At 64.2% G+C, this 20,434-nt stretch carries 19 protein-coding genes and 1 tRNA gene; 6 read left to right on the forward strand and 14 right to left on the reverse strand.

All coding sequences use genetic code 11. From position 1 onward, the window contains the following. Nucleotides 1-171: 171 nt before the first annotated feature. The 4 genes from CHB97_RS26605 to CHB97_RS00460 all read left to right on the forward strand — a co-directional run bounded on the left by CHB97_RS26605 (nt 172) and on the right by CHB97_RS00460 (nt 6,192). On the forward strand, nt 172-339 hold the full coding sequence (locus CHB97_RS26605; RefSeq protein ID WP_200819759.1) for a hypothetical protein: 168 nt from the start codon (nt 172-174) through the stop codon (nt 337-339). Between the two features lie 12 nt (nt 340-351). After that, complete coding sequence (lysA, locus tag CHB97_RS00450; protein WP_089285975.1) at nt 352-1,641, forward strand: diaminopimelate decarboxylase; 1,290 nt, start codon at nt 352-354, stop codon at nt 1,639-1,641. Nucleotides 1,642-1,718: 77 nt separating this feature from the next. Then, the gene (locus CHB97_RS00455) at nt 1,719-4,352 is read left to right on the forward strand and encodes a TIGR02302 family protein (RefSeq protein WP_089285976.1); all 2,634 of its coding nucleotides are present in this window, start codon (nt 1,719-1,721) and stop codon (nt 4,350-4,352) included. 349 nt (nt 4,353-4,701) lie between these two features. Further along, nucleotides 4,702-6,192: a DUF5677 domain-containing protein gene (locus CHB97_RS00460; RefSeq protein WP_089367376.1), complete on the forward strand. Its 1,491-nt coding sequence runs from the start codon at nt 4,702-4,704 to the stop codon at nt 6,190-6,192. Between the two features lie 279 nt (nt 6,193-6,471). On the opposite strand, the gene CHB97_RS00465 is transcribed toward CHB97_RS00460, so the two are convergent. The 14 genes from CHB97_RS00465 to CHB97_RS00525 all read right to left on the reverse strand — a co-directional run bounded on the left by CHB97_RS00465 (nt 6,472) and on the right by CHB97_RS00525 (nt 18,334). Further along, nucleotides 6,472-6,548 (reverse strand) — tRNA-Arg (locus CHB97_RS00465). Between the two features lie 95 nt (nt 6,549-6,643). Further along, nucleotides 6,644-7,522, reverse strand: coding sequence for a DNA repair protein RadC (gene radC, locus CHB97_RS00470; RefSeq protein ID WP_244559333.1), 879 nt, complete (start codon nt 7,520-7,522; stop codon nt 6,644-6,646). Between the two features lie 153 nt (nt 7,523-7,675). Beyond that, nucleotides 7,676-10,225, reverse strand: a complete 2,550-nt coding sequence (gyrB, locus tag CHB97_RS00475) for a DNA topoisomerase (ATP-hydrolyzing) subunit B (protein WP_089285978.1) — start codon at nt 10,223-10,225, stop codon at nt 7,676-7,678. 53 nt (nt 10,226-10,278) lie between these two features. After that, nucleotides 10,279-11,445, reverse strand: coding sequence for a DNA replication/repair protein RecF (gene recF / locus CHB97_RS00480; protein ID WP_089285979.1), 1,167 nt, complete (start codon nt 11,443-11,445; stop codon nt 10,279-10,281). A 53-nt stretch (nt 11,446-11,498) separates the two neighbouring features. Continuing rightward, nucleotides 11,499-11,828, reverse strand: coding sequence for a type II toxin-antitoxin system PemK/MazF family toxin (locus tag CHB97_RS00485; protein ID WP_089285980.1), 330 nt, complete (start codon nt 11,826-11,828; stop codon nt 11,499-11,501). Beyond that, entirely contained in the window at nt 11,815-12,039 is a 225-nt protein-coding gene (locus CHB97_RS00490) for an antitoxin MazE-like protein (RefSeq protein WP_089285981.1), read from the reverse strand. Before CHB97_RS00490 ends, CHB97_RS00485 begins: the two co-directional genes overlap by 14 nt. A gap of 64 nt (nt 12,040-12,103) precedes the next feature. Then, on the reverse strand, nt 12,104-13,222 hold the full coding sequence (dnaN, locus tag CHB97_RS00495) for a DNA polymerase III subunit beta (RefSeq protein WP_089285982.1): 1,119 nt from the start codon (nt 13,220-13,222) through the stop codon (nt 12,104-12,106). A 153-nt stretch (nt 13,223-13,375) separates the two neighbouring features. Beyond that, nucleotides 13,376-14,548: a winged helix DNA-binding domain-containing protein gene (locus CHB97_RS00500; RefSeq protein ID WP_160105432.1), complete on the reverse strand. Its 1,173-nt coding sequence runs from the start codon at nt 14,546-14,548 to the stop codon at nt 13,376-13,378. 74 nt (nt 14,549-14,622) lie between these two features. Next, entirely contained in the window at nt 14,623-14,943 is a 321-nt protein-coding gene (locus tag CHB97_RS00505) for a multidrug efflux SMR transporter (protein ID WP_089285984.1), read from the reverse strand. Between the two features lie 162 nt (nt 14,944-15,105). Further along, nucleotides 15,106-15,576 carry a MaoC family dehydratase gene (locus CHB97_RS00510; RefSeq protein WP_089285985.1) on the reverse strand — a complete coding sequence of 157 codons (471 nt, stop codon included), beginning with the start codon at nt 15,574-15,576 and terminating at the stop codon, nt 15,106-15,108. A 76-nt stretch (nt 15,577-15,652) separates the two neighbouring features. Further along, nucleotides 15,653-15,982, reverse strand: a complete 330-nt coding sequence (locus tag CHB97_RS00515; RefSeq protein WP_160105434.1) for a lipopolysaccharide assembly LapA domain-containing protein — start codon at nt 15,980-15,982, stop codon at nt 15,653-15,655. A 159-nt stretch (nt 15,983-16,141) separates the two neighbouring features. After that, nucleotides 16,142-16,282 (reverse strand): hypothetical protein, encoded by a 141-nt coding sequence (locus tag CHB97_RS26280; RefSeq protein WP_160105436.1) that lies wholly within the window; start codon nt 16,280-16,282, stop codon nt 16,142-16,144. Nucleotides 16,283-16,489: 207 nt separating this feature from the next. Continuing rightward, nucleotides 16,490-17,110, reverse strand: a complete 621-nt coding sequence (gene metW / locus CHB97_RS00520) for a methionine biosynthesis protein MetW (RefSeq protein ID WP_089285987.1) — start codon at nt 17,108-17,110, stop codon at nt 16,490-16,492. A 3-nt stretch (nt 17,111-17,113) separates the two neighbouring features. Next, entirely contained in the window at nt 17,114-18,334 is a 1,221-nt protein-coding gene (locus CHB97_RS00525; RefSeq protein WP_089285988.1) for a homoserine O-acetyltransferase, read from the reverse strand. Between the two features lie 181 nt (nt 18,335-18,515). Here CHB97_RS00525 and CHB97_RS00530 point away from each other — a divergent pair, with 181 nt between their 5' ends. Together CHB97_RS00530 and CHB97_RS00535 are read left to right on the forward strand one after the other, a co-directional pair. Then, complete coding sequence (locus tag CHB97_RS00530) at nt 18,516-19,382, forward strand: chorismate mutase (protein WP_089285989.1); 867 nt, start codon at nt 18,516-18,518, stop codon at nt 19,380-19,382. A gap of 150 nt (nt 19,383-19,532) precedes the next feature. Next, the gene (locus CHB97_RS00535) at nt 19,533-20,417 is read left to right on the forward strand and encodes a prephenate/arogenate dehydrogenase family protein (protein WP_089285990.1); all 885 of its coding nucleotides are present in this window, start codon (nt 19,533-19,535) and stop codon (nt 20,415-20,417) included. Nucleotides 20,418-20,434: the final 17 nt, after the last annotated feature.

Here is a 20,434-nt window from a genome sequence, read left to right on the forward strand (position 1 = left end):
CGGGACAAGGGTTGAGTAATTAACCACAGTCACCCCGGCGAAGGCCGGGGTCCAGACTCAAAGGGCGCTTTGCTCTACGAACTGGACCCCGGCCTTCGCCGGGGTGACGGTGATGATGAAGTCAGCCGGCCTGATCGCTATCTCTCTTACCCCCCAACCAGGAACCCGCCCATGCGCACCACCCTTATCCTCATCGCCCTGCTGGCGCTGGCCGGTTGCGGCATGAAACCCAACTTCCCCAAGGCGCCGCCGGGCAGCCCGCCGCCGCGCACCTACCCCGATCCGGCCACCGATCCCAAGCCGGCCAAGAGCCCGACCAACCCGTCCCAAGCCGACTGAGGTACTGCCGCAATGACCTGTTTCCCCACCCCCGGCTTCCATTATGTCGACGGCACCCTTCATGCCGAGGGCGTGGCGCTTTCCCGCATCGCGGCGGAGATCGGCACGCCCACCTATGTCTATACGACCGAAGGGTTGAAAGCGGCGTGGCGCGCCTATGCCGATGCCTTTGCCGGCCGGGATGTGGATATCTGCTACGCGCTGAAGGCCAATTCCAATCTGGCCGTCGTGCGCACCCTGGCCCAGTTGGGGGCGGGCGGCGATGTGGTGTCGTCGGGCGAAATGCACCGCGCGCTGGCCGCCGGCATCCCGGCGGACAAGATCGTCTTTTCCGGCGTCGGCAAGACGCGGGATGAATTGGCGGAGGCGCTGCGCGCCGGCATCCACCAGATCAATGTGGAAAGCCTGCCCGAACTGGACATGCTGTCCTCCGTGGCGGTGGAACTGGGCATTGAGGCCCCCATCGCCATCCGCATCAACCCGGATGTGGATGCCGAAACCCATGGCAAGATCGCCACGGGCCGCAAGGAAGACAAGTTCGGCATCGATTACGGCCATGCCTCTGCCGCCTATGCCAAGGCCATGGCGCTGCCGGGGCTGAACCCGGTGGGCATTGCCGTGCATATCGGTTCCCAATTGCTGAAGACCACGCCGTTCCGCCAGGCCTTTGGCAAGCTGGCCGGGCTGGTGCGGGAGCTGCAGGCCCAGGGCGTACCGCTGTCGCGCATCGATCTCGGTGGCGGTCTGGGCGTGCCCTACAAGCCTGACGATGCCAGCCCGGATTACCCGGCCTATGCCCAGGCCATCGCGGACACGGTGGGCGATCTGGGCTGCCGGGTGACGCTGGAGCCGGGGCGGTCGCTGGTGGCCGCCGCTGGTCTGCTGCTGGTCCGCACCATCCATGTCAAGGAAGGGCTGCATCGCCGCTTCCTGGTGGTGGATGGGGCGATGAATGACCTGATCCGCCCCGCCATGTATGAGGCATGGCACAGTGTGGTGCCGGTGGCCCAGCCCGCCGCCGATGCCGCCCTGGAACCGGCGGATATTGTCGGCCCGATCTGCGAGACGGGCGACACCTTTGCCCGCCAGCGGCCGATGCCGCCGGTGGCACCGGACGACCTGCTGGCCTTTTTGACGGCCGGTGCCTATGGCGCTGCCATGTCTTCGACATATAATTCCCGTCCATTGGTGGCAGAGGTGCTGGTATCCGGGGCGGAATATGCGGTCGTTCGCCGCCGCCCCAGCTTCCAGGAAAGCCTGTCGCTGGAAAAAATGCCGGAATGGCTCTCGCCGCGCGGCTGAAAAGCGCGGTAGGTTGTTTCGGTACGTAATAAGGGGCTGTCGGTGCCAAACCGGCAGCCCATGACAGCCGGATCGAAATGGACCGTCGCCCCGAAGATAAAAAGGCCGCCAGCATCACGCGCACGCCCGCAAAGGCCCCGCGCGATCCGGCGGTCCGCCGCCTGCGTCTGGCCCGGCTGGTGCTGGATGCGGAGGCTTTGTGGCGCGGCCTCTGGCGGCCTTTGACGGCGGGCGGCCTGTTTCTGGCCCTGGCCTGGATGGGCCTGTTCATCGCCATGCCGGCTTGGCTGCACGCCATGATGCTGCTGGGCACGCTGGGCGGCATCGGCTGGCTGGGCTGGCGTGACCTGCGCGGAGTCCGCCGTGCCACGGTGGAGGAAGCGCGCCGCCGGCTGGAGCAGGACAGCGCCCTGCCGCACCGGCCCTTGACCCAGTTGAATGACGGCATTGCCGGCGGGGCCGGCGATCCGCTGGCCCATGCCCTGTGGCGGGCCGCACAGGAACGCGCCCGCAAACAGGCGGCCCATACAAAGCTGGGCGCCCCCCGCCCGGTGGTGACGGCGCGCGACCCCTGGGGCCTGCGCGCCATCCCCGTGCTGCTGCTGGCCGTGGGTGCCACGCTGGGCTGGGGGGAATTGGGCAGCCGCTTCACATCCGCCCTGTTGCCCAGTGTCGGCCTGTCGCAGATCGGCGTGCCCACCACGCTGGATGCCTGGGTGAAACCGCCCGATTATACCGGCCAGCCGCCGATCTTCCTGACCCGGCAGAAACCGGCCGATGGCGGGGAGCCGGGGCCGGTGGCGCTGCCGCAGGGCAGCACCTTCACCGCCCGGCTGACCGGCGGCTATGGCACGCCCAAGCTGAAGGTCAATGGGGAAGAGGTGCCGTTCCAGCCGGTGGCCGGTGGCGGCTGGCAGGTTGAACAGGCCGTCCGGGAGGGCGAGCGTATCGCCATCCGTCAGGCCGGGCGGGAGGTGGCGGGCTGGGATATCCAGGTGGTGCCCGATACGGGCCCCGGCATCGCCTTCCGCACCCCGCCGTCGGTGACGGAACGCCAAGCCGTGCGGCTGGATTATACGGCCGCCGATGATTACGGCATCACCAGCGTCACCGCCACGGTGACGCTGGACAGCGACGATATCGCCCCCACCATCGATCGCACCCCCATCGACATCACCCTGCCCGTGCCGGCCCGCAACAAGCGGGAAGTCTCCGGCGTGGCTTATGAGGATTTGACCGGCCATCCCTGGGCCGGGCTGCCGGTGCAGATTCGCCTGCGCGCCCAGGATGGCGCCGGGCAGACGGGGCAGAGCAGTGAGCGCAAGCTGGTGCTGCCGGAACGGGTGTTCAACCACCCGGTGGCCCGCGCCATCATCGACCAGCGCAAGGCGCTGATCCAGGCCGGCGACGCCGCCCGCCCCATGGCGGCACGGGAGCTGAACGAGATTTCCGCCCGCCCCGGTGCCTATAATGGCGACCCGGTGGCCTTCATGGGGCTGCGCGCCGCCATTGCCCGGCTGATGCTGAACCAGTCGCCCGGCGCGCTGCCCAGCACGGTGGCCCTGCTGTGGGATGTGGCGCTGCGGATTGAAGATGGCGGCGTGGCGCTCAGCGAACGCGACCTGCGCAGTGCCCAGCAGGAATTGATGGAGGCACTGGACCGCAACGCCTCTGACGCAGAGGTGGAACAGGCCATGCAGCGCCTGGAACAGGCGATGCAGCAATTCATGGACGCGCTGGAACGCCAGGCGCTGGAACAGGCCCGCAACGGCCAGCCCCCGCCGCAAGCCCAGGCCCCCACCGATCCCAACACCCAGGTGATGAGCCGGGAGGATGTGGAACGGATGGTGCAGCAGATGCGCGACATGGCGCGGGCCGGCGGCCGGGAGGCGGCGCGGGAAATGCTGTCGCAATTGCAGCAGATGATGGAAAATCTGCAAAACGGCGCCCCGCCCCCGCCGCCGCAGACGGCGGAAGATGCCGCCCGCCAGCAGGCCATGCAGCAATTGTCGCAGAAGCTGCAGGACGTGCAGCGCCAGCAGCGCGAATTGCTGGATGAGACATTCCGGCAGGCGCAGGAAGCCGCCCCGCCAGAACAGAACATGCAGATGCCGGGCTTCGGCCTGCCCAACCGCCAGGGCCGCCGCCCCAGCCCGCAACAGGGGGAGCAGGGCCAGCCCGGTGGCCAACCACCCGGCCAGGGGGCGCAAGGCCAGGGCCAGGGAACCGGCGATGCCGCCGCCCGGCAGCAGGCCCTGCGCCAGCAACTGGGCGAGGTGATGCGCCAGTTGGGGGAGATGGGCAACGGCCAAATCCCGCAATCGCTGGGCGATGCCGAACGCGCGATGCGGGAGGCCCAGCAGGCCTTGGGCCAGGGCAATGCCGCCCAGGCCATCCCGTCACAGAATCAGGCCCTGCAGCAATTGCAGGAAACCCTGCAAGCCATGCAGCAGCAAATGGCCAACCAGCAGGGCCAATCCGGCGGCCAGCGCACCCAGACCGGCCGCCAGCAAGGCCGCGACCCGCTGGGCCGCCCGCTGCCCGGCAATGGCAATATGGGCGGCGAAGACGTGAAAATCCCCACCCAGGGCGATGTACAGCGCGCCCGCGAAATCCTGGAAGAACTGCGTCGGCGTGCGGGGGAACAGAACCGGCCGAAGCAGGAGCGGGATTATATTGACCGGTTGCTGAACCGGTTTAATGGGGGGTGATGGGGGGGCAGTTACGCCTGATTTACTCAGCGCCGCAGGTGTGTGGTTTGACTCTGGAACACTTAACACAGCAGTCAGGGGTAGTATAAATTATTGCTGAGTTGGGGCTGGAAGTGGTCGGTCGGATTCCGAGCGCGGATGGGGGAAGCTGGGCAAACCCCCAACCTATAGAGGTTTTTCCAAAGAAAAAATATTTTAAAACGCGCCCACAAACAAGTTTCAAGGCGTGGCGTAAACTAATTACTCTCCGGAAAAGCGAGCGAATTCCATTGCAATTTTTCCCAATTGTTCATATAATTGTTTTATAGTAATTACTTACTACCGATGACAAGTTACCTATGGCGATGAAATGTCTAAGAAGAAAAAAGGTAACTATTCCACCCTCAAGCAGCATAAACAGTCGGGAAAGACCCTGACGCCGCCGCTCGCTTCTCTCCCGAACATGAACTCTTCGTCATGGCGGGACGAACGAATGCCCGATGTCCTGTGGGCCGTGCTGCTTACTAGCGCTCTGCCGAGAGACGAGTACCTTTCGTATTTCAGATTGGTCGTTGACGCGGCTTACAAGTCTGACTTGAAGATGGGCATTCTCCATTCCGATGGCGCAAAGCTTACAGAACGACAGTTTGACTCCTTGTTCGCCCCACTGTTTGCAGATGCCGGTGTCCTAAACGCACTGACTCCCCTACTTCTGTTTGAGAACCTGCCTGACCGCCAGCATTGGATGAGGCACTTAACGCTCCTTGACTATGAGCAAGCGCTGCAAAGTCTTGCTCAGGCTGTCGCGCGCACTCTCGACCATCAATCTGAAGCATCCACGGATTGTCGCTGGCTTAAGCTTGTCTTCATGATGGCAGCTGGCATGATGCAAATGCCAACCGAGTTGGCGCGGCCAATCATCGGATTCCCACGCATTGGTGACATGCGGAGCGTACGACCATCTATCAGGGCGGCAGAGATTGCGCTTAGCAGTATGCCAGACAAGGAGCAGAATCAGTGGCCGGCAGCGTTTTGGAAAGAGTGCTGGGATAAGACAGACTGTGTACCAGCGCCGCAGCGCGAGCCAGAGTCGGGCCAAGCCGAAGGGGTGGCGCGTCAACTCATCGAACTTTATGCCCTAGTTGGGGATCATTTCTTTTCGGTGTGTGAAACAACCGATATCAACCCAAGATTGGATGCGGTTTTCGGCATGGTTCTCTACGGCATCAATCTTGCCATGACCCTAAACCATGGAACGGCGCATAGGCGAGTTGAAGGACGCTTGGCCATTCGAACCCTTACCGAGATCGTGATCACTCTTAGCTTTCTGCTAAAACGAGACAACCCGAATCTTTGGCAGAAGTTTCGTTCACATGGTAGCGGTCAGGCAAAACTAACTTTTCTCAAAATGATAGACTTTGAATCGGAACTCCCTGATTACATCGACCTCGATGAAATTGAGATGTTTGCTAATGAAGACATTTGGCAAGAATTTACGTCTATCGAACTAGGCAACTGGGCCGGTATGGATTTGCGCAAAATGAGCGAAGAGGCTGGTCTCATAGACGTATATGATAAGTATTATGGCTGGCCTTCTGGATATGTTCATGGTCAGTGGGGCGCACTACGAGACACTGTGTTCGACCTGTGTCTCAATCCATTGCACCGCTACCACCGAATTCCTTCACTTCCTAAAAGGCTCATGGGTAGCGTAGCTATAGACGCCCTCCACCTTGTAAATATGCTATTAGACAGTCTCAACATGGCGTACCCGAGCTTCAAGTCGCGGGTGAAAAAGCCGGGGCCGGCCAAGAGTGAGGCTCCGCTAGACTCCGACAAAGAAGGCTCTGTTGAAGGCTAGAAGCCATTTGTCCACAGCGCAGGTCGTTTCCCGCATTAGATGGCCGCAGTCAACGCCTTAGGAGTAAGGGCCGTTATCAGGAACCTGCCCCGCAGATTGACGGGAATGGGGCCCTTTTCTCCCTCTCATCACCAGCTACACAGATTTACCCCTGAGGTCCGAACGGCGCAGCGATCTCCATGGCTTTCAGCATTGCCGCGTCCATCCGTCAGACGCAAATACCTCCAACTGGCGGTAAAGCCCGCCCCACCCCAGCCGCCAACCATGTCAGAAAAATCGTGGTGCGCCCGGCAGGACTCGAACCTGCTGCCTCCAGTTTAGGAAACCGGCGCTCTATCCTGATGAGCTACGGACGCAAACCACGAGGGACGATATAGCGTCATTCGGCGGGGGACGAAAGGGTGAAACTGTCAAAAAATCACCCTTCCCTGCCGCAGCGGCGGCCCCGGCGTCACATCAGGCCGGCGCTTTTGAAGCTGACATAGCGGCCACCCTTGCCGATGATCACATGGTCATGCACCACCACGCCCAGGGCCGTGGCGGCGGCCATGATCTGTTTGGTCATCTCAATATCCGCCCGGCTGGGCGTGGGGTCGCCGCTGGGGTGGTTGTGAACCAGAATCACCGCGGAGGCGCTGAGTTCCAGCGCCCGGCGCACCACCTCTCGCGGATAGACGGGCGTATGGTCCACCGTGCCGCGCTGCTGCACCTCGTCGGCGATCAGGGTGTTTTTGCGGTCCAGGAACAGCAGGCGGAACTGTTCCACCGGTTCATGCGCCATGGCCCCGGCGCAGTAATCCAGCAGCTTCTGCCAGGATGACAGGATGGGCTGGCCGATCACCTGCTGGCGCGCCATGCGCAGCCCAATGGCCCCCACCACCCGCAAGGCGGCGATGATGCCATCGGAAAAGCCGAAGCGGGCCTTCAACTGTTCCGGGCTGGCCTGGGTGACGGCCCACAGGCTGCCGAACGCTGTCAGCAGTTCCTTGGCCAGCGGCTTCACATCCCGGCGGGGAATGGCCTGGAACAGCAGCAGTTCCAGCAATTCATAATCCGGCAAGGCATCCGGCCCGGCGGACAGGAACCGTTCCCGCAGCCGGTCGCGGTGACCGTGATAATGCGGCTTTTCCGCCTCTGCCCCGGTATCGGCGGCGGGTTCCGCGGCCGGGTCTGGCGGGGGGGATTTGGCAGCCGCGGCGGGTTTGGCGGGTTTCGCCTTGCGGCGGGCGGGGGCATCGCCGCCGCCGGCCAACATGCGGGCCAGCAGGTCATCGTCCGCTTCCACCGACGCGGCCATCGCCTCGCCCAGCGCACCCTGTTTGCCCGTCATGCGCAAAACCCCAGCTTGCCCGCCCCGCTGCATACTTGATTACAAGCGTCGGCGGGGACGGGCAAGGGGGTAGGTGTAAAAACCGCGCTGGTTACCCGGCAGAGGTGTAGCGCCCGGTCAGCCGATGCAGCGGGTTTGGGGCGGTTCCCCCCATCAAACGTCCAGATTCGCCACCTTCAGCGCGTTTTCCTGGATGAAGGCGCGGCGGGGTTCCACCACGTCGCCCATCAGGGTGCTGAACACATCCTCCGCCTCGTCAGCGTGGCTGACCTTCACCTGCAACAGGGAGCGGTTGGACGGGTCCAGCGTGGTTTCCCACAGCTGATCCGGGTTCATTTCGCCCAGGCCCTTATAGCGCTGGATGGTCAGGCCGTGGCGGCCCTGGTCGATCACGCCTTCGAACAGGGAAGATGGGCCGGTGACTGCGCGCAAATCCTTCAACCGGTGGCGAAGGGTGGCTTCATCGGTATAGGTGGCGGCCAGATGCTCCTGCATCGCGTCCAGGCGGCGGGCCTCCACGCTTTTCAGCAGGTCAATATCCAGCACATGGCGGTGGGTGACGCCCCGGCGGGTGCGCGACAGGATCAGCCCGTCAATGCCGGCATCACCCGTCCAGCCGCCAATGGCGGCGGCGTTGGTGTCGCTGGCCAGGGCGTCGCCACTGGTCACCGCCCGGCGGCGGGCCAGCTCGTTCAGCCGGCCGGCGAGATTCTGCGCCAGTTCCAGCGCGCGCGGCATGTCATCCAGCAGCTTGGGCGTCAGCGCGCCCAGGATGGCAGCCTGTTCCACCACATCGCGGTTGCCGGCCTTGCGGGCCAGCGTCTGCACCGAAGCACGGGCGGCGCGGGCCTGTTCCACCAGCCCGCGCAGATCATCGCCGCCGCGCGGGTCGCCCATCGGGCCCACCAGATAAACGTCATCCGTGCCCTGGCCGATCAGGTAATCTTCCAGCGCCCGGTCATCCTTCAGATACCGTTCCTTGGCTGTACCGCGCTTCACCCGGTAAAGCGGCGGCTGGGCGATATAGAGATAGCCCTTCTCAATCACCTCCGGCATCTGCCGATAGAAGAAGGTCAGCAGCAAGGTACGGATATGGGCGCCGTCAACATCGGCGTCCGTCATGATGATGATCTTGTGATAGCGCGTCTTTTCGATGTTGAACTCATCGCGCCCGATACCGGTGCCAAGGGCCGCAATCAGTGTACCGATTTCGGCCGAGGACAGCATCTTGTCAAAGCGCGCCCGCTCCACATTCAAGATCTTGCCGCGCAGCGGCAGGATGGCCTGATTCTGCCGCGAACGGCCCTGCTTGGCCGAACCGCCGGCCGAGTCGCCCTCCACAATGAACAGTTCGGAGAGCGCCGGATCGCGTTCCTGACAGTCGGCCAGCTTGCCGGGCAGGCTGGCCATGTCCAGCGCGCCCTTGCGGCGGGTCAGTTCGCGGGCCTTGCGGGCGGCTTCGCGCGCGGCGGCAGCCTCCACCACCTTGCCCACAATCTTGCGGGCATCGGCGGGATGTTCCTCAAACCAGGTGGACAGCGCGTCGGCGCAGATGGCTTCCACCACCGGGCGCACTTCGGACGAGACCAGCTTGTCCTTGGTCTGGCTGGAGAATTTCGGGTCCGGCACCTTGACGGAGATGATGCAGGTCAGGCCTTCGCGCATATCGTCGCCGGCCAGCGCCACCTTCTCCTTCTTCAGGATGCCGCTTTCTTCCGCATATTTATTGACCGTGCGGGTCAGCGCAGCGCGGAAGCCGGCCAGATGGGTGCCGCCATCGCGCTGCGGGATGTTGTTGGTGAAGCACAAAGTCGTCTCGTGGTAGCTGTCGTTCCACTGCAACGACACTTCCACCCCGATGGGCACGCCCGCTTCCGATGCGCGTTCGGCCTTGGCATAGATGCCGGGCTTGTGCAGGGGGGTCTTGGACCGGTCCAGATACTGCACAAAGGCTTCCAGCCCGCCCTCGTAATACAGTTCCACCGTGCGCGGTTCGGCCCCGCGCGCGTCGGTGAACAGGATCAGCACGCCGGAATTCAGGAAGGCCAGTTCGCGCAGACGATGTTCCAGGGTCTGGAAATCAAATTCCGTCTTGGTGAAGGTGGCCTTGGACGGCAGGAAGGTCACTTCCGTGCCGGTCAGGTGGCGGCCCTTGCGCGGGCCCTCGGCTACCACCGGCGCCTCGCCCGCATCGGCCAGCGGGGCCACGGCATCGCCATGGGCAAAGCGCATTGCCCAGACCCGGCCCTGGCGCCAGATGCGCAGGTCCAGGATTTCCGAGAGCGCGTTCACCACCGACACGCCCACGCCATGCAGGCCGCCCGACACCTTATAGCTGTTCTGGTCGAACTTACCGCCGGCGTGAAGCTGGGTCATGATGACCTCTGCCGCCGACACGCCTTCTTCCTTGTGGATATCCACCGGGATGCCACGCCCATTGTCGCGCACCGTCACCGAACCATCGGCGTTCAGCCGTACTTCCACCTTGTCGGCATGGCCGGCCAATGCCTCATCGATGGCATTGTCTACCACCTCATAGACCATGTGGTGCAGGCCCGATCCGTCATCGGTGTCACCAATATACATGCCGGGGCGTTTGCGCACCGCATCCAGGCCTTTCAGGACCTTGATGGAGCTTGCGCCATACTCCTCCGACTGCTGCGGGGCCGTGGGTTCGTTGGGGGGGAGATCAGTCTGGGTCATGGGGCGGAGTTTATCAGAAAGGGCGCAAAAAGAGGGGTAAAAGCGTATTCAGCCTACCAAATTTCCGCATGGCTTAGCTGCGATTGGGCGACCTGGATATGGGTGGCGCGTTCCCCCAGCGGGCGGAAGATTTCGGCATCCGTCCCGGTCATCCAGGCTTGCGCGCCGGTGGCCAGAATCTCGTCAAACAGGGCCTGTCGGCGGCCTTCATCCAGATGGGCCGCCACCTCATCCAGCAGCAGCAGCGGCGGGGTGCCGGTTTCGGCCTTCATCAGCCGGGCATTGGCCAGCACGATGGCGATCAGCAGGGCCTTCTGCTCGCCCGTGCTGCCCAGTTCGGCCGGCATGTTCTTGGCGCGATAGGTGACGGCAAGGTCGGATTTATGCGGGCCGATGCCGGCACCGCCGGCCACCGCATCCACCCGCCGCCCCTCGGCGAGCGCGCGGCGGAAGCCCTCTTCGGCTTCCAGCGCCGGGCGGTCGGTCAGCAGCTCATCAATCCCGCCATCCATGCGGATGCCGGGGGAGGGGAAGGGGCCGACGCCCTGGGCGGCCGCCGCTTCCAGCCGCCGCGCCATTTCCGCCCGCGCGGCGGCCACGGCGATGCCGGTTTCCACCATCTGGTCTTCCAAGGCGGACAGCCAGGCCGGATCAACCGGCCCGTCGCGCAGGATGCGGGCGCGTTCGCGCAGGGCATTTTCATATTTGGTCAGCCGCCCGGCATGGCCGGGATCAAAGCCGAAGACCAGCCGATCCAGGAAGCGCCGGCGGCCCGATGCCGCTTCCTGAAACAGCCGGTCCATCTGTGGCGTCAGCCAGACGACGGAAACATGGTCGGCGAGCGCGATCTGGCTTTTGGCCGGGCGTCCATCAATATGCACCAGCCGCCGCTCGCTCTCCCCGCCTGCCGGGTCGCGGCCGGTGCCGATTTCCACCGGGCCCAGCGGGGTCTGCACCTGGGCGGCGATGGCCCAGCCGGGGCCGCCGGTCCAGTCGGCGGCACTGCTGTCACCGATCCGCTCCGCGTCCGAAATCTTGGCCCGGCGCATCCCGCGACCGGGGGCCAGGAAGCTGACCGCTTCCAGCAGATTGGTCTTGCCGGCCCCATTCTCCCCCGTCAGCACAACGGGCCGCGCATCACATTCCAGCCGGGCAGAGGCGTAGGAACGGAAGCGCGTCAGGGTCAGGCGGGTGACGGCGAGGGTGGGGTGGGCTGGCATCAAGGGTGGCTATTCGCTGGCGGCTGCGGAGTGATGATGGGCGTGGCTTTGCATCATGCGTCTGCCAGACCGATCACAAAGGCGACGGCCCGTGTCAGTTCCGCCATTTCTTCCCGTGATAAGTGTCCGATTACCTGCTGAATGCGGTCGCGGCGCGCCGTGATCGGCTTATCTGCCATTAATTGGGAACGGGATTGCAATCCGTTATCAGCATGGGGTTCAATCGTTACCCGGAAATCGGCGTCTGCCAAATCACTGGTGAATTGAACAAGGATAACGGACTGATGGGTTGGCGGTAACGCATCGGTTTGCAGGATCACCGCCGGGCGCGGCTTCCCATCGTCGCCATTGGTGGCGACCACCACCACATCACCGCGTTGCATCCGTCAGGTCTTCATTATCAAAATCGCTGACAGACTCGATCAAGTCCATGGCATCAGCCTCGGCGACCGGATCAAGGCGGGCCACTTGTTCGGCGATCCGGGCACGTAACTGGGGGGAACGGGCATCCGGGATGAACAGCCGGATTTCCCGCAACCCCTGCGCCCGCTTGCGCTCCCGAAACGCCTTTACCCGTTCAGCCGCCTGTCCCATCAGAAGAGTCTCCTGCGTTACGCATTAGTGTAACGCGTAACGCAGGGGCTGGGCAAGCAGCGGGTCACACCCGCATCGGCATCAGCACATACAGCGCCGAACCATCCGCCGCATCGCGGACGATGGTGGGCGAACCGCTGTCGGCCATCTGCAATTTGGCGACACCGCTTTCGATCTGGGAGGTGATATCCAGCAGGTAGCGGCTGTTGAAACCGATCTCCAGCGCGCTCTGCTCATAGACCACTTCAATCTCTTCCGTTGCCGAACCGGCATCGGGGGAGGTGGCGGAGAGCGTCAGCACGCCCTTGCCCAGGGCCAGCTTCACGGCGCGCGACTTTTCGGTGGAGATGGTGGCCACGCGGTCCACGGCGGCGGCGAACAGCTTGGCATCCACTTCCAGCGTCTTGTCATTGCCGGCGGGGATCACGCGCTCATAATCCGGGAAGGTGCCGTCAATCAGCTTGGAGGTCAGGGTGATGCTGTCAAAGGCGAAGCGCACCTTGGTGTCGGACAGCTGCACCTCGATGCTGTCGGCGGCTTCGTCCAGCAGCTTGCGCACTTCCAGCACGGTCTTGCGCGGGATGATGACGCCGGGCACGGCCTCCGCCCCTGCCGGCAGGCCCACTTCCACCCGCGCCAGCCGGTGGCCGTCGGTGGCGACGGCGCGCAGGGCGGCGGTTTCACCGGCCTTGGGCTTGGTGGCGTGGATATAGATGCCGTTCAGGTAATAGCGCGTCTCCTCGGTGGAGATGGCGAATTTGGTCTTGTCGATCAGCCCCTTCAGCGCGGCGACCGTCAGGCTGAACCGGTGGGGCAGGTCGCCCTGGGTCATCTGCGGGAAATCATCCACCGGCAGGGTGCCCAGCTTGAAGTTAGAACGGCCGGAGCGCAGCGTCAGCACATCGCCTGAGGCATCCAGCTCCACCTGGCTGCCATCGGGCAGCTTGCGGGCGATGTCATACAGCGTGTGGGCCGGGGCGGTGGCAGAGCCGGGGCGGGTGATATCCGCCGGCACGCTTTCCACAATCTCCAGATCCATGTCGGTGGCGGTCAGCGACAGCTCGCCATTTTCCGCGCGCAGCAACACGTTGGACAGGACCGGGATGGTGTTGCGCCTCTCGACAACGCTCTGCACATGCCCGAGGGAGCGAAGCAGGGCGGCACGTTCGATGGTGATCTTCATCCTGAACCCGGTCGGTTTGTCGCCCCATGGTCGGTCCAAGGGACAGGGGAATGGTTACACGAATCCCCACCCGGCCACCCCGGCGGCCAGAGAAGGGGGCGACACCATAGCACAAGCTTGCGCGCATGACAGGGCTTTGCTGCATCGCATGGCTTATGGATTGACGAGATCCACCGCCAGCCCGCCGGAGAGCCGCCGCAGGGCCCGGGTGATGGCCGGCATCTCTTTCTTGTAGAGCTTTTCCAGCGGGGTCAGTGTCACCTGCCAGTGCGGTTTGCTCTGCCTGCCACCGCTGACCCGCCGGTGGCTCCAATGCGCCACCACCCGGCCCTGGCGCAGCACCACCGGGCTGATCCAGCCGGCGGTGCGATAGATGGCGGGGCGGTGCCGGTCGTCCAGATATTGCCCGGTATCCTGATGGCCCAGCAGCCAGGGATCGAACAAGGGCAGGGTGGTGAGGTGGCCGGGCACATGCTCGGCCTGGTGCAACGCCTCCCCATCATCGACCAGGATGAAGAAGCCGGGCTTGCCGGCGATGGCAACGGGGGTGATCTTTCCCGCCAGATCGGCAAAGCCCTGATGCACCGGGCCGGCGGGCAGGCCACTGAATTTGCGGAAATCCGCCGGGCTGGCGGGGCCGAAACTGGCCAGATAACGGCGCAGCAAGGCTGCCACCGCCGCCCGCCCCGCCATCGGGGTAATGGGCGTGCCGGGTGGCAGCCAACTTTCCAGCCGCACGAAACGCGCTTCCCGCAGGCCGGCTTCCCCCTCGCTTTCCGCCCCCATGGCCGGACCATGACAGAGATGGCCCAGCGCACAGGCCAGTTTCAGCACCCCGCCCCAGCTATGTTCCAGCCACGGCTTGGCCCAATCGCCCAGTTGCGGCACCAGCCGGCGCGACAGATCCATGCGGCTGTGCGGCCCGTCGGCCAGGGCCTGGCTGATGGCGGCGATCAAGACCGCCACCTGTTCCGGCGGCAGCCCCTCCCGGCTGTACCATTTCTGATAGGCGTCACTGTGCAGCCCCCGCACCCCCAGCACCATGGGCAGGTCGGTGGCGGGCAACAAATGCAGGGTGGACCGGTGGGCCCACAGCTTCACCAGCGACCGGTCAGCATAAAGGGCCCGCTCCAGCGCCGCATCATCCACCCCGGCGGCGGCGCGGGCACGCAGTTGCAACAGGGCGGCGGAATGAACCTGCGCCTGCGCCCCGATCAGGCTGCCCGCCGCCGCCAGCCCATCCGCCGCCGGTTCCAGCAGATGCTGTCGGTGCAGACGAAAGGCCAGCGCCTGTTCAAGGCCGATGGCAAGCTGGGTGGTTGTCACGTGGGTGGCCTTTTGTTCTCCCTGTATCGGTGCAGCATGACGTAAATCAGGGGCTGGAACAATGGGGGAACAAATCACCCAGGGGCCAGAAATTTCAACCCGGCAATGCCCGCCACGATCAGGGCGATGCAGCCCAGCCGCAGGGCATCGGTCGGTTCCCCGAACAGCAGCATCCCGGCCAGCACCGTGCCCACGGTGCCGATCCCGGTCCAGATTGCATAGGCAGTGCCCAGCGGCAATGTCTTCAGCGCCAGCCCCAGCAGCAGGATGCTGACCAGCATGGAGAGCAGCGTCAGGGCTGTTGGCAGTGGACGGGTGAAACCGTCCGTATATTTAAGGCCGATGGCCCAGCCGATTTCGGCAAGGCCGGCGGCCAGCAGGTAAAACCACGCCATGGAGGGAACCTCCCCCTTTGTTGAAGGGGCCGTCCCCGCTATGGCGCTTTCCCCGGCGATCCGGGCCGTCCCGGATCGCCTGTGCAGGGGAAATGTCGTGATTGCCATATGGTTTCAGACTTCTGCCAGGTCAAGCCGGTGACCGGCGGGGCGGGTCTGCCCTCAGCGGGGGGCCATCACCACCATGATCAGCCAGTCGGCGGCCAGGGCCGGCTTGGTCTCCCCCTCAATCTCCATGCTGGCGGTATAATGCAGCATATGCTGGCCCTTGCCCCTGTCTTCCAGACCCGCCAGGGTGAAACGCCCGCGCACGCGGGCGCCGCTGCGCACGGGCGCCAGAAAACGCAGCTTGTCGAAACCGTAATTCATGCTCATCGCCATGCCGGCGGGCAATGGGATGATCTCCATCCCCATGCCGCCCAGCAGGGACAGGGTGAGGAAACCATGGGCGATGGTGCCGCCCAGCGGCGTCTGGGCCGCCCGCAGCGGATCGACATGGATGAACTGCCGGTCGCCCGTCAGATCGGCGAATCGGTCGATCATCGCCTGATCGACCGTCACCCAGGTGGACACGCCAACCTCCGTGCCGACCAGCCCCGGATAATCGGCCAGGGGAATAACCGGTGCCGCCATGATGCCTCTCCGCTCAAACGTTTGTTTGCCTCAAGCCAGCACTATGACGCGAAATCGGATGGGGCGAAAAGGGGGATCAGGCGTGCGGCAAGGTCTGGCCGATGGTTGTCCCCGGCGTGCCAGCCGCCTTTTCCGCCCGCAGCAGATCCAGTTCCTTTTGCAGCTTGTCGGCCCGGCTCTGATGTTTGCGCTCCGCCTTGCGGTGGCCATGCTGGCCGATCCACACCGTCAGCCCGCCCAGCAGGAAACCCACCACCAGGGTCACCAGCACCAGGGCAAAGGCTGGTGCTTCCACGAAAAAGGGCAGGGGCCAAAGGCTGAGCTGCACCGGGGTCAGGTTGGAGACAGCAAAGGAAATGGCGATGACCGCCAGCGGCAAGGTGACGATCCAGGAAAGATAACGCACGGGTTCATGCTCCCCATTTGGACGGGGCCGGCGGAACGGCCCAAAAGAAACGGCCCCGAGCATAACGCCGGGGCCGTCGAAAGTTTCCAGGAAATACGCTCGGTACGGAGACAACCGGCATACCCCGGTCAATGCCGCCCATGGGGGACAGGCGGATTGTCACATGATCGCCGCGCCAATCAGCAGGGCGAAAGACAGACCAAGCAGGGCGGTGGAGATGCGTTCCAGACGTTCGAGGCGCTCCCGCGCCTGGCGCAGCGAGCTGGTGATTTCGGTGTAAGCATAAGCGTGACGACGCATCCTGAACCTCCCTTCCACCCCGCCATGTCGGCCTGCGCCGGTCATGGCGGGAAATAAATGGCGGTCTGGCCACAGGAGGGAGGGGAGTTGCTGGGGGGCCTAACCTGTCACCCAACTGCAACCAGACCGTAATGGAACTGTGCGCCCATTCCCGGCCCCCGGCAAGGGTTCGAACATGACCTTTTGTATGGACTATACGAAATGATATTATGTGCGCTGCAACAGGAACAGGGCCTGTTCGCCCCACCAATTGGCCCGCCCACTATCGGCGGGGGCGTCGATCACCTTTTCATCGGCGCCTAAAATCAGGCTGCGTTCGATGCGGATGCCCATCTCCCGGCACAGCATCACAAAGTCGCGGATGGTGCAGAAATGGATATTGGGGGTGTTGTACCAATCATAGCCCAGCCGATCGGTAACCGGCATCCGCCCCTTCAGCAGCAATTCCATCCGCACCCGCCAATAACCGAAATTGGGCAGGGAGATGATGGCGTGCCGGCCGATGCGCACCAGCTGTTCCAATATTTCCCGTGGCTGGCGGGTGGCCTGCAAGGTCTGTGACAGGATCACATAATCAAAGCTGTTGGACGGGTAATCCTTCAGATCCGTATCGGCATCGCCCTGGATGACGGCCAGCCCCTGGCCGACGCAGCGGCGCACCCCGTCCATCGACAGTTCCAGCCCGCGCCCATCCACCTTCTTGCGATGGACCAGGGCATAGAGCAGCTCCCCTTCGCCGCAGCCGACATCCAGCACGCGGGCGCCTTCATCCACCCAGGCGGTGATGCTTTCCAGATCGGTGCGAATATGGGGACCGGAAATCGCCATGGCTCAGGCCCCCTTGGCCGTGCTGGTCAGGCCGCGCCGCTGGGCGTTGCCTTCAATGAAACCGCGCGCGACCTGATAGAATTCCGGCTCATCCAGCAGGAAGGCATCGTGGCCCTTGTCTGTCTCCACCTCCACAAAGCTGACATTGGCCGCCACCGCGTTCAGCGCGTGCACCACGGCACGGCTTTCGCTGGTGGGGAACAGCCAGTCGCTGGAGAAACTGATCAGGCAGAATCGCACCGGGGTGGGCCGTTCCACCCCGTCTGCCCCCTTCACCCGGAAGGCATTGGCCAACACCCCGCCATGGTCGGCGGCCAGATCGAAATAATCCATGGCGCGGGTGATATAGAGATAGGAGTTGGCGTCAAACCGCTCAACAAAGCTGATGCCCTGGTGGCGCAGATAGCTTTCCACCTGGAAATCCGCATCGAAGCCGAAGGTGATGGCGGCCCGGTTCTGCAGATTGCGCCCGAATTTCCGATGCAGGGCCGGTTCGGACAGATAGGTGATGTGGGCGGCCATACGCGCCACCGCCAACCCCTTGGTGGGCCTTGTATTCTGGTTCAGATAGTCCCCGCCGCGCCATTCCGGATCGGCCATGATGGCCTGTCGCCCCACCTCATGAAAGGCGATGTTCTGGGCGCTGTGCCGGGCCGCCGTGGCGATGGGCAGGCAGCAATAAACCATCTCCGGGTAGGAGACGGCCCATTGCAGCACCTGCATCCCGCCCATCGAGCCGCCGATGACGCAGAACAGCTGGCGGATGCCCAGATGCTCCACCAGCATCTTTTGCGCCCGCACCATGTCGGCGATGGTGATGACGGGGAAGGACAGGCCCCAGGGCTGGCCGGTGGCGGGATTGATCTCCTTCGGCCCCTCGCTGCCCAGGCACCCACCGATGACGTTGGAGCAGATGACGAAGAATCGGTCAGTATCAATCGGCTTGCCGGGGCCGACCATCAGGTTCCACCAGCCGGGCTTGCCCGTCACCGGATGCTTTTCGGCGACGAAGTGATCCCCCGTCAGCGCATGGCAGACCAGCACGGCGTTTGAGCGGTCGGCATTCAGCGTGCCATAGGTCTGATAGGCCAGACGGAAGCAGCCCAGCTCCACCCCGCTATCCAGTCTCAGCGGGGTATCCTTGCCCAGCACGATGGAACGGGCGGGTTCTGCCGGGCCACAATCGCGGAAAAGGGCGGGCGTTTCAGTCACCGGGCGTTCCATCGAAGGCGCACGCAAAAAGCGGCGGCGATAACGGGCAGGGCCGGCCGGGCAGGGGATGCACGGGTCCGGTTGGGCAAGTAGAGCTAGAAAGGGGGGGCACGGGTGTCAATGTTTTCTTTGATTTTACCGGGGGTGGCGACTACTACTATCCGGCCCTGCACGGACAAATTTCCGGCCATCCATGTCCCCGACCCCCACGCTTGATGATCTGCGCCGCGAGATCGATGAGATCGATGCGGCGATTCACGCCCTTTTGCTGCGTCGCACCGAGGTGGTGCAGGAGGTGGGGCGGGTGAAGCCTCCGGGCCGTCCCTTCATCCGGCCGGGACGGGAGGCGGAGATTATCCGCACCCTGGTGGCCCGCCATAGCGGCCCCTTCCCGTTGCAGGCCCTGATCCGCATCTGGCGGGAGATGGTATCGGCCTTTACCCGCGTGCAGGGGCCGCTGGGCGTCGCCGTGGTCTGCCCGGATGACCAGCGCAGCCCGCTCTGGGATAATGCGCGTGACCATTTCGGCAGCGCCACCCCCACCATCGCCGTCAATACCCCCATGGCCGCCTTGCGCGCCGTGTCGGAGGGGACGGCGACCGTCGCTGTGGTGCCCTGGCCGGAAGAGGATGATAACGACGCCTGGTGGCGTTTCCTCGTCTCCCCCGATCCCAAGACCCCGCGCATCATTGCCCGCCTGCCCTTCCTGCGCCAAGCCGGGCAGCAGGTTGGCCGTGAGGGCGGCGACGCCCTGGTGCTGGCCGCCGTCCCGGCGGAAGCCACGGGCGATGACCGCACCCTGCTGGCGGTGGAAGTGGGCCAGGATGTCAGCCGTGGCCGGCTGAAGGATGTGCTGGAAGCGGCCGGCTTTGCCACCCTGCAGCTGCGCACCCACCATCTACCCGGTGGCGGCGGTGCCGTGCATCTGGTGGAGGTGGAGGGCTTCGTGGATGCCGGGGACGCGCGCCTGGATGCGGCGACGCTGAAGCTGGGCGAAAGCGCCACCCGCATGTTGCCCATCGGCGCCTATGCCACCCCCATCACCCTGCCCAAGGGGTGATGTGAGAACGGGGCTGGTTGCAAAGGCAACCACCCCTTTTCAGAACAGGGCCAAGCCTGGGTTGAGGTTGCTGGTCACCTGCCAGCCTGCTTGAGACCGCCTGTCGCCCATGGTACTGACCATGGCTCCATTCCCACCAGGCGTTTTCCCATGACCAGCCCGCTCTTTTCCCGCGTTGCCATTGTCGGCTTTGGCCTGATCGGTTCCTCGATCGCGCGGTGCGTGGCGGAATATCCGGGCTTGGCCAAGGATGTGGTCTGTATTGATCGGTCGCAGACCGTCTGCGACCGGGTGATGGAACTGGGCATTGCGGCGGCCGCCAGCACCGATCCGGCCCTGGTTGCCAGTGCCGATCTGGTGGTGCTGGCCACCCCCATCGGGGCCTTTGCCGATCTGGGGGCCATTATCGGCCCGCATCTGACACCCGGCACCATCCTGACCGATGTGGGCTCGGTGAAACAGTCGGTGGTGCGCGATATCGGCCCGCATGTGCCCGATGGTGTGCATTTCGTGCCCGGCCACCCGCTGGCCGGTACGGAACATTCCGGCCCGGATGCCGGCTTTGCCAGCCTGTTCAAGGATCGCTGGTGCATCCTGACCCCGGTACCCGACAGCGATGCGGCGGCAGTGGAAAAGCTGGCCGCCTTCTGGCGCGGCTGTGGCAGCCAGATTGAGCTGATGGAACCGGGCCACCATGACCGGGTGCTGGCCATCACCAGCCACCTGCCGCACCTGATCGCCTATACCATTGTCGGCACGGCCACCGATCTGGAAGAACATCTGAAATCGGAAGTGATCCGGTTTTCCGCCTCCGGCTTCCGCGACTTCACCCGAATCGCCGCCAGCGATCCGGTGATGTGGCGCGACATTTTCCTGAATAACCGGGAAGCCGTGCTGGAGGTGATCCAGCGCTTCACCGAAGACCTGACCGCCCTGCAGCGTGCCATCCGCTGGGGCGAGGGGGAGAAGCTGGAAGAACTGTTCACCCGCACCCGCGCCATCCGTCGGTCGATCATCGACGCAAAGCAGGCGTGAAGTTGCAGGCAGGGCGT

The sequence above is a fragment of the Azospirillum sp. RU38E genome, from assembly GCF_900188385.1.
Lineage (GTDB): Bacteria > Pseudomonadota > Alphaproteobacteria > Azospirillales > Azospirillaceae > Niveispirillum.